This window comes from Mitsuaria sp. CC2 (genome assembly GCF_048957715.1).
Taxonomy (GTDB): Bacteria; Pseudomonadota; Gammaproteobacteria; order Burkholderiales; family Burkholderiaceae_C; genus Roseateles.
In genome coordinates this window covers 45,904-58,929 of sequence record NZ_JARVXN010000007.1, presented here as the reverse complement: position 1 = coordinate 58,929, position 13,026 = coordinate 45,904, and the positions used below count along the sequence as shown (strand labels likewise).

Genomic DNA, 13,026 nt, shown 5'->3' with positions numbered 1-13,026 from the left:
GCATCACCGCATCAGCGCATCAGCGCATCAGCGCATCACCTTCGCCAGGTGGCTCGCCATCATCCCCGCCGTGATGCGCGCGACTTCCTTGGGCTTGAGGCTCTCGTCGAAGAGCATCTCGACCGTCGCGTAGATCAGCTCGACGACGATCCGGCTCGCGAGCTTGAGCTCCGCGCGCTTCGCGCCCGGCAGCGCCTTCACCAGCAGCCGCGTCTGTGCTTCCGTCACCGCCGCGTGCGAGGCCAGTCGCACCTCCTGCAACGCCGGCACGGCCCGCATCGCCCGCATGATCCACACACCCCCCGGCGTATCGCGCGTGGCCGCGTAGGTGTCGAGCAGCAGCTCCGCCAGCGTCTCTTCCAACGCCGGCACGCCGCCACGGATCACCTCCACCGACATGCGTTTGGCGACGCACTCGTTCTGGCGCTGCATCAGGCGCTGGCCCAGCTCGTAGAGCAGCGCATACTTGTTGGGGAAGTAGCGGTACAGCGCCGGCGGCGACAACCCCGCGCGCATGCACACCAGGTTGGTGGAGAGCCGCTCGACGCCCACCTCGATCAAGGTCTGCGCCGCGGCTTCGAGGATGCGCTCGTAGGTCTCCGTGGCGCGCTGCTGCGCGGGCAGCTTCTTCCCCGCCAGGGACGGCGGAGCCGCCACGTCAGGCAAGGACTCCGTCGAGGTCTCCGGCAAGGACCCGCGCGCGGACCCGGAGGTCGGCGTGGGCTCTGTCGTCGAGTCCGGCGAGGAGTCCAAGGCGTTGTCGGAGGTCTTGCGGCGCGTCTGGGGCATGGGCATGAACCGGCATGGACCGGCATGAACGGGCGTAAGCACTGCGGGATTCTTCCAGGGTTGGCAAGCACCCCTGAAAGATAGCCATGACTATAAGATCTCCGCTCATCTTCCAACGCATGGTTTGCGCCGAGATGAGCACACTTCCTTTCACGGTTCCTGCGCCCGCCTCGACCAGCTCGCGCGGCGCGCAGATCCTGGCGATCGCTGTCGGCTCGGTGGCGTTGTTGATGCTCGGCCTGCAGCCGCTGCTCCTGGGTGCGCTGCTTGAAGCCGGCCATGTCACGCTCGAAGGCGTCGGGCTGGTGGCGATGGGAGAGATCGTGGCCCTGGGCCTCGGCGTCCTCATCGGGGACCTCGCGCTGCGGGTGCAGTCGCTGCGGTCGGTCACCGTCCTGGCCGCGCTCGCCGCGGCGGCGTTGAACCTCGTCACCATGCGGGTTGTGGGCGATCTGGCGCTCGGGCTCGTGCGCGCCGGCGCCGGCGTCGCCGAGGGCCTGATGATCTGGAGCACCACCGCCGTCCTCGTCCGCGCCGCCGTGCCGGAGCGCCTCGCCGGGCTCTTCTTCGTCGTGCAGACGCTCGCGCAGTCGGTGCTCGGCCTCGCGCTGGCGCATCTCGTGATTCCCTCGCACGGATGGCAGGGCGGCTTCGCCGTGCTGGCGGGGCTCTGTGGCGCGGCCGCCGTGCTCGCCCTGCTCTTCGCGCGGCCGCTCGGACCGCTCACGCCCACGGTGAGCCAGGCCGGCATCGGCATGCGGTGGACCAGGCCGCGCGTCGGCACGCTGGTGGTCGTCTTCCTCCAGCTCGCCACCCTCGGTGCGCTGTGGGCCTATGCCGAACCGCTCGGCACCCGCGCGGGCTTCTCGCCGCTGGCCGTCCAGACGCTCATCGCCGCAGGACTCGGCATGCAGGTCGTCGGGGGCAGCGTGGGGACCTGGCTCGTGCGCCGCCTGCCGGTGCGCCCCGTGCTGCTGGGATGCGCCGTCGTGCTCGGGCTCTGCGCGCTCGGCATCGCGCGAACAGAGCAAGGCGGCACCACCGCCTTCGCCGCGTTCTGCGGCCTGTTCACCTTCACCTGGCTGTTCATGCTGCCCTTCCAGATGGCACTCGCCTTCCGCGTCGATGGCAGCGGGCGCGTCGCGTCGCTGGTGCCAGCCGCACAGCTCTTCGGCAGCGCGTTCGGGCCGCTCATGGCCTCGCTGGTCGTCACCGGAGAAGAGGTCGCGCCCGTGCCCCTCGTGGCCACAGGCTTCGCAGCGCTCGCGATCCTCGCGCTGCCGCTGACTCGCTCGGCCTCAAGACAAGCGGCGGGCTGACTGGCCAATCGCCAGGGTTTCTCCGCAAATCAAATTAGATAGTCATCGCTATACCATAGCCATCACTATCCAATTCACGCGAGGGCCCGTCCCTCCGGAGAGGTCGCGATGGCAGATCGACAAGCCCTTCCACGACGAGGCGTCGCGATCGCGACGCTGTGCGCCGCGCTGGCGCCCGGCATGGCAATGGCCATCGGACCGGACGACGCCAAGGGCCGTTGGCTGAGCGCGGACGGCGGCGCCGTCATCGAGTTCAAGCCCTGCGACGACAAACCCACCGCGCTGTGCGGCCGCATCGTCTGGGACAAGGACGCCGGGAAGGCGAGCGACACCTGCGGCATCCAGATCGCGCAGCTGGACCGCTACGAGAACGAGGCCTGGCGTGACGGCTGGGTCTACGACCCGCGCGACAAGAAGAAATACAAGGGCGCGCTGCGCGTGAAGAGCGGCGATCTCTACATCCGCGCCTACATCGGGACCGAGATCCTCGGCCAGACCGAGCAGATGAAGCGCGTCGCGGAACTGCCCGCCACGCCGGTCTGCAAGTCCTGAACACCAGAACGAGGAGACAAGAGATGAACCACAAGATCGCTGCGCTGACGACCTTCGCCGCCCTCGGCGCGCTCTATCCCCTGGCCGCTCACGCCGATGAGTCCGGCACCGCCACCATGGGCATCGAGACCGAAGTGAAACTGCTCTCCGACCTGCGCAACCGCGGCGTGTCGGACTCCGGCCGCAAGCCCTCGCTGCAGCTGGGCGTGCAGCTCGCGCACGAGTCCGGCATCATCGGCCTCGCGCAGCTCTCCACCGTCAGCAAGAAGGCCTTCACCGACGGCGACGGCTTCAACCTTCTGCTGGGCACCGGCTACCGCTTCGGCGATCCCGACGGCTGGCACTTCGGCGTGGGCCTGGCCAAGGAGTTCTTCCCCGGCGCGAAGTTCGACGCCCCGCACGGCATCGACATGGAAGCTGGCGTGCCCGTCGACTTCCGCCGCACCCGCTACGACACCGCCTACGCCGTGCTGGAGATCGGCTGGGGCAAGCTCGAAGGACGCATCCTCAACGTGCTCTCGCGCACCTACCGCGGCGCGGACACCGGCGGCGTCTGCGGCCAGATCCTCGTCGCCGCCGTCGATCCTACGCCGGCGCTGGAATGCTATGCGCGCGGCGACCAGAACTCCCGCGGCAGCCTGCTCTACGACCTGACCTACCGCCATCCGCTCACGCCCACCACCACGCTCAACCTGCACGCCGGCACGCAGAAGATCCGCCACTTCAAGGAGGCCGACTTCAGCGACTACTCGATCGGCATCACCCACGTGCGCTGGGGACTCAACTTCACCGCCGAATGGGTCGCCACCAGCACCCATCGCCCCGAGCTCTTCATGATCCCCGACGGCGACGGCTGGAAGCGCCAGGACAACAACACCGTCGTGGTGTCGGTGTCGCGCAAGTTCTGATGACGTCGTCGGCCGTCGCGCCAACCCCTCCCGCGTCGTCGCATGACTTCTCCTCGGGCACCGCGCCGCTGGTGCTCGCGGTGGACCTGGGCACCAGCGGCTGCAAGTGCGCGCTGGTGACGCTGGCAGGCGACGTCGTGGCCTGGGCCTTCCGCCCCGTTCCGCTGCACATCGACGGCGCGCGGGCGGAGCAGGACCCGCAAGCCTGGTGGCAGGCCTTGCTCGACGCCGCTGGCGAAGTGCTCGCGCCCGACGCGGTGCGGCGGTCGCGCGTCGCGGCGGTGTGCTGCTCGACGCAGACCGAGGTGACCGTCTGCCTCGGTCACGATGGGCGCGCGATCGGACCGGCCTTCAGCTGGCTGGACGCGCGCGGCGCCGCGGCGATCCGGCGCCGTCTGCGTGGACGCTGGCTCAACATCGAGGGCTACGCGCCGCTCAAGCTCTGGCGCTGGCTGCGGCTCACCGGCGGCGCGCCGTCGCTGAGCGGACGCGACGCCGCCGGTCACATGGCCTTCATCCGCGATGAACAGCCCGCCGTGCACGACGCCACGCGCTGCTTCCTCAACGCGCTCGACTACCTGAACTACCGTCTCTGCGGCCGTATCTGCGCGACGCAGGATTCCATCCTCACGAGCTGGGTCACCGACAACCGCGATCCCTCCAACATCCGCTACGACGACGGGCTCATCCGCGCGCTCGGGCTCGACGCGGAAAAGCTTCCGCCCCTTGTGCGCTCCACCGATGTCCTGGGACCGCTTCTGCCCGAAGTCGCGACGGCGCTGGGACTGCCCGCCTCCACGCCGGTGGTGGCCGGCGCGGTCGACACCTCCGCTGTCGCGGTCGGCGCAGCGGTGTCGGACTTCGAAACCCATCTCTACCTCGGCACCTCCTCGTGGCTGGGCGCCCATGTGCCGACGATGCGGACCGATGTCCGCCACAAGATCGCGGCGGTTCCCTGCGCGGTCGACCAACGCTACCTGGCGCTCGCGCTGCAATCGACGGCCGGCGCCAACCTGTCCTTCCTGCGCGACCGCATCCTCTACCACCCCGACGAGCTGGCCTCCGACGAAGAACATCCCGCCGTCTACGAGCTGCTCAACAAGATCGCCGCGCGCGTGCCGCCCGGCGCGCGGGGGCTGATCTACACGCCGTGGCTCTTCGGCGAACGCACGCCGGTGGACGATCCGCTGTTGCGTGCGGGTCTGATCAACCTCTCACTGGAGCATTCGCGCGAGGACATCTTCCGGGCGTTCCTGGAGGGCGTCGCGCTGAACACGCGCTGGATGATGGAGCCCTTCGCGCGGCTGCTGGGGCGATCGCCCGGCACGATCGCGGCGGTGGGTGGCGGCGCGCAGAGCGATGTCTGGTGCCAGATCCTCGCGGACGTCACCGGCCAGCCCATCCGACAGTTGGAGCATCCGATCCAGGCGAATGCGATCGGGGCGACCTTCCTTGCCGGCATCGGCACCGGCAAGCTGCGCTTCGGCGACCTGGCGGCGCTGCGCCGCACGCGCCGCGTCTACGAACCCACCGTGGCGCTGCGTCGGCTCTACGGCGACAAGTTCGAGGCGTTCAAGGAAATCCGTGAGCGTCTGGCGCCTCTGTATCACCGGCTCAACCGAGTTCCTGCGACAGGCGCGGCGACTGGCCTGGCGGCGGGTACTGCGACCGGCTCGGCGACGGGAGCCGCGACATGAAACACGAGATCGCGCGCCGACACGTGGTGGACCTCTGCCTGCGCCTGTCCGAACGCGGCTACTTCGCCGGCACCGGCGGCAACCTGATGCTGCGCATCGACGATGCACTCGTCGCCGTGACGCCGTCGGCCACGGACTACCTGGTCATGCGGCCCGAGGATGTCTGCGTGCTGCGGTTGGCCGATCTGACCGTGGTCGACGACGAGAGCCACGGTGAACGCAAGCCCTCCGTCGAGACCGGCCTGCATGCGCGCGTGCTGCGCGCGCGGCCGGACGTGGGCTGCAGCGTTCACACGCACCAGCCGCTGGCGAGCGCCTGCGCGCTGATCGGTCAGGCGCTGATCGTTCCGGAGGCGCATAGTCGCTGGCTAGGCGCCGAGGTGCCTGTCGTCGGTTATGCGCCTTCGGGAACATCATGGCTCGCGAGCAAGCTCGCCAAGGCGGTCCGTCCTGATCGGCAGGCTTATCTGCTGCGCAACCATGGCATCCTCTGCTGCGCGGCGGACAGCGCCACCGCGCTCGACGCCGTCGAGCATCTCGAAACGCTTGCCCGTGATCTGCTCGCCGCGCGCATCGACGAACGCGCCCGCCGCGAACCTGGCCTTCTGGATCGCCTCGCCCCGGTGCGCGATCTGCTGCTTCATCTCAAGAGACCGTGATGTCGACGACTGCCTCCGCCCTGCCCTCCTGGCCCGACACCCACGCGCTCTACGAGCGCTTCGCGGAACTCGTCAACCAGCCGATGCGGCCGATCCGGCCGGACGCGATGCCCAAGGTCCTGCGCTGGTTCGACGACCACTGCGCCGGCTCCAAGCGCCTCGCGGAGCAGGCCGCCACCGTGATTCCCGGCGGCGTGCAGCACAACCTCGCCTTCAACCATCCGTTCCCGCTGGCGATCACGCGGGCCGAGGGCGCCCACCTCACCGACATCGACGGCAACCGCTACATCGACTTCCTGCAGGCCGGCGGTCCGACGCTGCTCGGCAGCAATCCGCCGGCGGTGCGCGCGGCGGTGAAGGCGCTGCTCGACGACTGCGGCCCGGTCACCGGTCTGCTGCACGAGTACGAGGTCAAGCTCGCCGAGCTGGTCTGCCGCCACATGCCCGGCGTGGAGATGCTGCGGATGCTGGGCTCCGGCACGGAAGCGGTGATGGGCGCGGTGCGGCTGGCCCGCACGTTCACGAAGCGCCGGCGCGTGATCAAGATCGGCGGCGCGTATCACGGCTGGAGCGATCAGCTCGTCTACGGCATGCGGCTGCCCAAGACCGGCCGCATGGAGGCGATCGGCATCCCGCGCGGCGCGACGGCGCACACGCAGGAGTGCCTGCCCAACGACCCCGAGGCGCTGCGCCGCCTGCTGCGCTGGAACCGCCTGCGCGGCGGCACGGCGGCGGTGCTGCTGGAGCCCTTCGGTCCGGAGAGCGGCACGCGGCCCGTGCACCGCGAGTTCAACGCGCAGGTCCGCGCGCTGTGCGACGAGTTCGGCGCGCTGCTGATCTTCGACGAGGTGGTGACGGGCTTCCGCGCCGGCATGGGCGGCGCGCAGGGCTACTTCGGCGTGACGCCCGATCTGACGGTGCTCGGCAAGTGCCTGACGGGCGGTTATCCGATGGCGGGCGCGATCGGGGGCAGGCGCGAGATCATGATGTCGCTGGTCGGCGGGATCGGGACGACCTCGCGGCGGGCCTTCGTCGGCGGCACCTTGTCGGCGAATCCGCTCAGCTGCGTGGCGGGGTACCACTCGCTGCTGGAGGTGGAGCGAACGAATGCGCCGGCCGTCGCCGGTCGCGCCGGCGAGCGCCTGCGCATCGGCCTGGAGGAGATCATCCGGCGACGCGGCCTGCCCTATGTCGCCTACAACCTCGGCTCCATCGTGCATCTGCAGACCTCGGGCGTGCTGCTGCTCGACACCAGCAGCCTGTGGAAGCTCATCCGCGTCAAGGACGAGGCGAAGCGGCGCAAGCACATGATGGAAGAGATGGGGGCGGCGTTCACCGCGCATGGCTTGATCTCGGTGGCGGGGAGCCGGCTCTACACGAGCCTGGCCGACACCGACGAGGTCATCGACGACGCGCTGAACCGCTTCGACGATGTGATGGCGTTGACATGAGCAACGACGAGTTCGCCGAGACCTGGCGCAGCCTTCGGCAGCGGCTGCTCGCGCGCGGGCTGATGCCGCAGCCATCGGACAGCGTATCGCTGCGCGATCCCGGGAACGGTCGGATGTGGTGGGGCTGCGCGGCGGACGCGTCGGTTCAGGCCGTGTCGATCCGGTCCGATTCGTCGGTGCTATCGACGTTCGCAGCGGCTGCGGCGGCCTCGCGCATGGCGACGATCGCTGCCATCGCGTTGCATCGCACCGTCTACGAATCGCGCCAGGACGTCTGCGCCGTGCTGATCGGCGGCGGTCCGTTCTGCCGGCAGCTGGCGGCCTTCGGCGGATGGATGCCGCCGGTCTTCGACGAGCAGATCCGGCAGCTCGGGCACATGGCCCAACCCACCGAAGACCTCTCGCAATTGCCCGCCGCGCTGGCCGACGGCGGCAATGTGGCGCTGCATGCGGGTCAGGTCTTGCTGCTGGGGATGACGCCGTCTCGGCTTGCGCTCAACGCGGAGCTCTTCGAGAAATGCGCCAAGGCCTGGATCCCGGCGACGGCCAGCGGCGCGAAGCTGCGCACGCTGCCGTGGCTGGTGCGGCATGTCGCGAACGGCAGGCTGATGAAGGAAGAAGCGCGGGCGCGTGAGAAGGTCCGACGCGGATTGAGGCCCGAAGAGACTCGCGGATACTAGAACGCTGCCGCTCTACCCCTTTGTAGGTAGCTCCGCCGAGCAGTCGTTTCCGCGCTCGCACCTCATTACCCACCGTCACATCCCTCCGGTTTTCAGGTTCGTAAAGTCGCGTCGCCCTCATCAGCGGAGCTCACGAACATGACCGGACCGGACACCTCCAAGCGCCACGCACGCTCGCCACAAGCGACCTTCGCCCGCCGCTTTCGATGGACGCTCACGCCCGTCCTGCTGGCCGTGTTGTCGGCCTGCGGCGGCGGCGAGGGACTCGACCCGCGCGTCGTCGCGTCGAGTGCGACGTCCGATGCCGATGCGCCAGGCGCGCAGAGCGACAGCGACCGCGCGACCATCCAGGCCCAGGCCCCCTCGAAGTTCCGCCACCCCGGCATCTTCATGAGCCAGGCCCGGCTCGACACCTTCAAGGCTGCTGCCAACTCCCCGTCCGGCAGCGCCATCAAGACGGGCTACGCCGTCGTGCTCGCCGACTCGCGCAGCAACTACACGTACTCGCATCAGGCGTTGACCACCGTGGAGGTCGTCGGCAGCGCCCGCGGTCCGCAGGAGTCGCGCTTCAAGAACGACGCGATGGCCGCCTACCTCAACACCCTCCGCTGGGTGAAGACCAACGACGTGCGCCATCGCGACAAGGCCGTCGCCATCCTCAACGACTGGGCCGCCACCTTCCGCGGCTTCACCGTCGCCTCCGGCACGAACGCCGCGCAGGTGCAGCTCGAAGCCGCGTGGATGCTGCCCGTCTGGATCAGCGCCGCCGAGATCCTGCGCCATCACAACGGCGGCCTCGCGGCCTGGCCGGCCGCCGACGTGGCGCGCTTCAACGGCTTCGTCGACCGCCTCTACACCGAGACCGCCAAGGCGCAGACGCGCGTCAACAACTGGGCCGTGTCGGCCGCGCTGGGCATGATGGCCGCCGGCGTCTATCAGGACAACCCGACCCGCTACGCCGCCGGCCTGACCCGGCTGATCGAGATGATCCCGGTGTCGATCTACGGCAACGGCGAGATCAACGAACTCAAGGCCCGCGACTGCTGGCATCCGCAGTACAACCTGATCGGCATCGCCCAGGCCGCCGAGATGGCCGCCAATCAGGGCGACAACTCGGTCTGGATGCACAAGCCCAACAGCAAGGACGCGCTGCCGCGTCTGGCCATGGGCTTGGAGTACATGGCCAAATCGCTCGCCAACGGCTCGGGCGTGCGCGACTGCCGCAGCTATCACACAGAGTCCGGCTACACCGAACTCGCGCTCAACGGCTACGTCAGCCGCGGCGTCGCCCTCCCCAACTTCCAGTCGTACGTGCGCTCGCACGGGCCGGACCAGGGCGGCTACGAGTTCCTCGGCTGGACCACCGCCACCCACGGCACAGACACCAGCGGCGCCACGCCGCCTCCGCCAGCCCCCTCGCCCGCACCAGCGCCCTCTCCGGCGCCATCGCCTGCCCCATCTCCGGCGCCTGCGCCTTCACCGGCGCCCGCCCCTTCTCCTTCTCCTTCTCCTTCTCCTTCTCCTTCTCCTTCCCCCGCGCCTTCCCCCGCGCCTTCCCCCGCTCCCGCGCCGAGCTGCCCCGTCTGGAGCGAAGGCAAGACCTTCAACCTCGGCACCGTGGTGAGCTACCAGGGCAAGAGCTACAAGGCGCTGGTGACCCACACCGCGTGGGCCGGCGCCGGCTGGAATCCAGCCTCCACGCCAACGCTGTGGACGCCGACCTCGGCGAGTTGCGGAACGTCGAAGTAAGCATGGCGGGCGGTTGGAGCGCGCACGGCCGCGTCGCTCCCTCCGCACGCACCTCCCCCCTCAGGGTGACCAAGGTCGCCCCGGCGCTGAGGGATACTCCCCCGCGACGGTCGACTTGGACCGTGCCTTTCGTGGAGCAGCGCCATGGGCCTGATGGACTTCATCAAGAAACAGTTCATAGACATCATCCAGTGGACGGAGGACGACAACGGCGTCCTGGCGTTCCGCTATCCGATGCAGGACTTCGAAATCCAGTACGGCGCCTCCCTCACCGTCCGCGAATCGCAGATGGCCGTCTTCGTCAACGAAGGCAAGGTCGCCGACGTGTTCGGCCCCGGCATGTACAAGCTGACCACGCAGACCCTGCCGGTCCTCACCTACCTGAAGAACTGGGACAAGCTCTTCGAGTCCCCCTTCAAGAGCGACGTCTACTTCTTCTCCACCCGCCAGCAGGTGGACCAGCGCTGGGGCACCACCCAGCCCGTCACCATCCGCGACAAGGACTTCGGCGCCGTGCGCCTGCGCGCGTTCGGCAACTACTCGTACCGCGTCGTCGACCCGAAGAAGTTCCACACCGAGATCTCCGGCACCCGCGAGCGCTACACCGTCACCGAACTCGACGGCCAGCTCCGCGGCCTGATGCTGCAGCACATCTCGGACGCGGTCGCCCAGTCCGGCATCCCCTTCCTGGACCTCGCCGCCAACCAGGTCGAGTTCGCCAAGGCCCTGCATGAGGCCACCGCGCCGTCCTTCGACGCGCTCGGCCTCAAGCTCGAGATGGTCACCCTGCAGAACGTCTCCCTGCCCGAGGAGCTGCAGAAGATCCTCGACCAGAAGATCGGCATGGGCATGATCGGCCAGAACATGGGCCAGTTCATGCAGTACCAGACCGCGCAGGCCATCCCCAAGCTTGCCGAAGGCGTGGGCTCGGGCGGCGGCGGCATCGCCGGCGACGCGATGGGCCTGGGCGCCGGCCTGGCCCTCGGCCAGACCATGGCGCAGCAGCTGCAGCAGGGCCTCACCGGCGCCAACCAGGCGGCCCCTCAGGCCGCCGCGCAAGGCGCCGCGCCCCTTCAGCCTCAACCCGTCAGCGCCAGCGCCGACGAGGTGCTCCTGCTGCTGGAGAAACTCGGCGACCTCAAGGCCAAGGGCATCCTCACCGACGAGGAATTCGCGGCCAAGAAGGCCGAGCTGCTGAAGAAGCTCAGCTGACGCGGCGCGCGCCGCTCGGCATGTCTCGTCCCGGGTCCTGATTGGCCACCGCTTCCCCCCAGCGTCGCTGGCAGGCGCACTGCCCCAATTGCGGTGCGCCGGTCGAGTTCGCCTCGGCCGCGTCCGCCAGCGCCGTCTGCAGCTATTGCCGCTCCACGCTGCTGCGTGAGGGCGACGCGCTGCGCAAGATCGGCACCAGCGCGGAGCTGTTCGAGGACTACTCCCCGCTGCAGCTCGGCGCCGCCGGTCGCTACGCAGGGACGGGCTTCGTCGTCGCCGGGCGGCTGCAGATGGCCTATGCCGACGGCAGCTGGAACGAGTGGCACCTCCTCTTCGACGCCAGCGCCGACCAGCCGCCCCGCAGCGGCTGGCTGGCCGAGGACAACGGCAGTTTCGTCATCAGCTTCGAGGCGCCGCTCCAGGAGCGCGCGCCCGATCCCGCCACGCTGCGCCCCGGCGGGCTGCAGATGCTGGCAGGCTCGGCCTGGCAGGTCGCGTCCATCACCGACGCGACGCTCGCCGCCGCCGAGGGCGAACTGCCGCACCCGCCCGAGCTCGCGAAGAGCTACCCCGTCGTCGACCTGCGCAACACCGCGGACGAGGTCGCGACGCTCGAATACAGCGATCCCGCCCGGCCGACCTGGTCGATCGGGCGACAGGTGCAGCTTGCCGACCTGGCGCTGACCGGCCTGCGAGAGGCCAGCGGCGCCACGCTGCAGTCGAAGGCGCTGCCCTGCCCGAACTGCGGCGCCGCGCTCGAACCCAAGCTCGGCACCACGCAGTCCATCGTCTGCGGCCAGTGCAAGTCCGTGGTCGACGTCTCGAAGGGCGCCGGCGCCGATCTCGCGGCGTATCGCCAGAACACCGGCGGCGAGCCGCAGATCCCGCTCGGCACCACCGGCCTGCTCGCCGTCGAGGGCGGCACGCCCAAGCCCTGGCAGGTCGTCGGCTACCTGGAACGCTGCGACATCCCGGAATCCAGCGAGGACGAACAGACCTTCTGGCGCGAGTACCTGCTGTTCAACCGCATGGAGGGCTTCGCCTTCCTGGTCGACACCGAGGACGGCTGGAGCGTCGTGCGCCCGATCACCGGCGCGCCCTCGAACGCGGGGGCGAAGTCGGTCCGCTACAAGGACAAGGATTTCAAGCACAAGTGGACCTACACCGCAAAGGTCACCTATGTGCTGGGCGAGTTCTACTGGCGCGTGAAGCGCGAGGAACGCGCCCTCGTGCGCGACTTCGAATGGCGCAACGGCACGCGGCTGGAGCTGCTCAGCAGCGAGCAGGCCGGCAACGAGGTGACCTGGAGCCATGGCCGGGCCGTCGATGCCGCCGAGGTGCGCCGCTTCGCCGCACTGCCCGAGGACAGGATGCCGGCGCTGCGCCGCGACGTCAGTTCGGGCATGGACCAGGGCAAGCTGCTGCGCAACATCATGATCGGGCTCGTCCTCATCGCGGTGCTGTTCGCGATGCTGCGGGCCTGCAGCTCGGACGACTGCGACCGCTACAGGGACACTTACGGCGAAAGCAGCGCCGAGTACCAGCAGTGCAAGCGCAGCAGCCGGGGATCCGGCGTGGGTTATGTCGGATCCAGCGGCGGTTCGTACGGCGGCTACAGCAGCGGTGGCGGCGGCCACAAGTAGTCACCAGTCTCACGCAGAGTCACTCACAGGCCAGACGACGGGAACGGCAATCGCGGAGACACTCCGGCAGCTCGGATCTCCCACCGCCGTTCGCCGCAGTCAAGTCAGAATCACATCCGATCAGGAGAACGACATGGAAGGTTTCGAATGGCTCAAGCCCGCGGTCGTGCTGGGCTCCATCCTGTACGCCCTCATCGGCGTGCTGGTGTTCTGGATCAGCTTCATCATCATCGACAAGCTGACCCCGTACAAGCTGTGGGAGGAGATCGTCGAGCACAAGAACATGGCCCTGGCCGTCGTGGTCGCGGCGATGTGCCTCTCCATCGGCCAGATCGTCGCCGCGGCGATCCACGGTTGAACTGAACAG

General features: G+C 69.0%; 12 protein-coding genes. 11 read left to right on the top strand and 1 reads right to left on the bottom strand.

Annotated elements, in window-relative coordinates:
• Nucleotides 1-27 precede the first annotated feature (27 nt).
• Nucleotides 28-789, bottom strand: a complete 762-nt coding sequence (locus PV762_RS04585) for a TetR/AcrR family transcriptional regulator (RefSeq protein ID WP_421033840.1) — start codon at nt 787-789, stop codon at nt 28-30.
• Between the two features lie 134 nt (nt 790-923).
• Here PV762_RS04585 and PV762_RS04580 point away from each other — a divergent pair, with 134 nt between their 5' ends.
• The 11 genes from PV762_RS04580 (at nt 924) to PV762_RS04530 (ending at nt 13,017) form a co-directional block, all read left to right on the top strand.
• Nucleotides 924-2,108 (top strand): MFS transporter, encoded by a 1,185-nt coding sequence (locus tag PV762_RS04580; protein WP_421033839.1) that lies wholly within the window; start codon nt 924-926, stop codon nt 2,106-2,108.
• Between the two features lie 108 nt (nt 2,109-2,216).
• Nucleotides 2,217-2,660, top strand: coding sequence for a DUF2147 domain-containing protein (locus PV762_RS04575; RefSeq protein WP_421033838.1), 444 nt, complete (start codon nt 2,217-2,219; stop codon nt 2,658-2,660).
• 23 nt (nt 2,661-2,683) lie between these two features.
• Nucleotides 2,684-3,568: a TorF family putative porin gene (locus PV762_RS04570; RefSeq protein ID WP_421033837.1), complete on the top strand. Its 885-nt coding sequence runs from the start codon at nt 2,684-2,686 to the stop codon at nt 3,566-3,568.
• On the top strand, nt 3,568-5,265 hold the full coding sequence (locus tag PV762_RS04565) for a xylulokinase (protein WP_421033836.1): 1,698 nt from the start codon (nt 3,568-3,570) through the stop codon (nt 5,263-5,265). Before PV762_RS04570 ends, PV762_RS04565 begins: the two co-directional genes overlap by 1 nt.
• Nucleotides 5,262-5,924, top strand: a complete 663-nt coding sequence (locus tag PV762_RS04560) for a class II aldolase/adducin family protein (RefSeq protein WP_421033835.1) — start codon at nt 5,262-5,264, stop codon at nt 5,922-5,924. The genes PV762_RS04565 and PV762_RS04560 overlap by 4 nt, the downstream gene beginning before the upstream one ends.
• Nucleotides 5,924-7,375: an aspartate aminotransferase family protein gene (locus PV762_RS04555; protein WP_421033834.1), complete on the top strand. Its 1,452-nt coding sequence runs from the start codon at nt 5,924-5,926 to the stop codon at nt 7,373-7,375. Before PV762_RS04560 ends, PV762_RS04555 begins: the two co-directional genes overlap by 1 nt.
• On the top strand, nt 7,372-8,055 hold the full coding sequence (locus PV762_RS04550) for a hypothetical protein (RefSeq protein WP_421033833.1): 684 nt from the start codon (nt 7,372-7,374) through the stop codon (nt 8,053-8,055). Before PV762_RS04555 ends, PV762_RS04550 begins: the two co-directional genes overlap by 4 nt.
• Before the next feature lie 138 nt (nt 8,056-8,193).
• Entirely contained in the window at nt 8,194-9,804 is a 1,611-nt protein-coding gene (locus PV762_RS04545) for a carbohydrate-binding protein (RefSeq protein ID WP_421033832.1), read from the top strand.
• A 144-nt stretch (nt 9,805-9,948) separates the two neighbouring features.
• Nucleotides 9,949-11,016 (top strand): SPFH domain-containing protein, encoded by a 1,068-nt coding sequence (locus PV762_RS04540; RefSeq protein ID WP_421033831.1) that lies wholly within the window; start codon nt 9,949-9,951, stop codon nt 11,014-11,016.
• A gap of 41 nt (nt 11,017-11,057) precedes the next feature.
• Nucleotides 11,058-12,659 (top strand): DUF4178 domain-containing protein, encoded by a 1,602-nt coding sequence (locus PV762_RS04535; protein WP_421033830.1) that lies wholly within the window; start codon nt 11,058-11,060, stop codon nt 12,657-12,659.
• A gap of 133 nt (nt 12,660-12,792) precedes the next feature.
• The gene (locus tag PV762_RS04530; RefSeq protein WP_421033829.1) at nt 12,793-13,017 is read left to right on the top strand and encodes a DUF350 domain-containing protein; all 225 of its coding nucleotides are present in this window, start codon (nt 12,793-12,795) and stop codon (nt 13,015-13,017) included.
• Nucleotides 13,018-13,026 lie beyond the last annotated feature (9 nt).

What these genes read in the sequence shown, in the direction of transcription:
- PV762_RS04550 (WP_421033833.1), top strand. Translation starts at nt 7,372, where the DNA reads ATGAGCAACGACGAGTTCGCCGAGACCTGGCGCAGCCTTCGGCAGCGG.
- PV762_RS04530 (WP_421033829.1), top strand. Translation starts at nt 12,793, where the DNA reads ATGGAAGGTTTCGAATGGCTCAAGCCCGCGGTCGTGCTGGGCTCCATC.
- PV762_RS04545 (WP_421033832.1), top strand. Translation starts at nt 8,194, where the DNA reads ATGACCGGACCGGACACCTCCAAGCGCCACGCACGCTCGCCACAAGCG.
- PV762_RS04575 (WP_421033838.1), top strand. Translation starts at nt 2,217, where the DNA reads ATGGCAGATCGACAAGCCCTTCCACGACGAGGCGTCGCGATCGCGACG.
- PV762_RS04585 (WP_421033840.1), bottom strand. Translation starts at nt 789, where the DNA reads ATGCCCCAGACGCGCCGCAAGACCTCCGACAACGCCTTGGACTCCTCG.
- PV762_RS04560 (WP_421033835.1), top strand. Translation starts at nt 5,262, where the DNA reads ATGAAACACGAGATCGCGCGCCGACACGTGGTGGACCTCTGCCTGCGC.
- PV762_RS04555 (WP_421033834.1), top strand. Translation starts at nt 5,924, where the DNA reads ATGTCGACGACTGCCTCCGCCCTGCCCTCCTGGCCCGACACCCACGCG.
- PV762_RS04565 (WP_421033836.1), top strand. Translation starts at nt 3,568, where the DNA reads ATGACGTCGTCGGCCGTCGCGCCAACCCCTCCCGCGTCGTCGCATGAC.
- PV762_RS04570 (WP_421033837.1), top strand. Translation starts at nt 2,684, where the DNA reads ATGAACCACAAGATCGCTGCGCTGACGACCTTCGCCGCCCTCGGCGCG.
- PV762_RS04580 (WP_421033839.1), top strand. Translation starts at nt 924, where the DNA reads ATGAGCACACTTCCTTTCACGGTTCCTGCGCCCGCCTCGACCAGCTCG.
- PV762_RS04540 (WP_421033831.1), top strand. Translation starts at nt 9,949, where the DNA reads ATGGGCCTGATGGACTTCATCAAGAAACAGTTCATAGACATCATCCAG.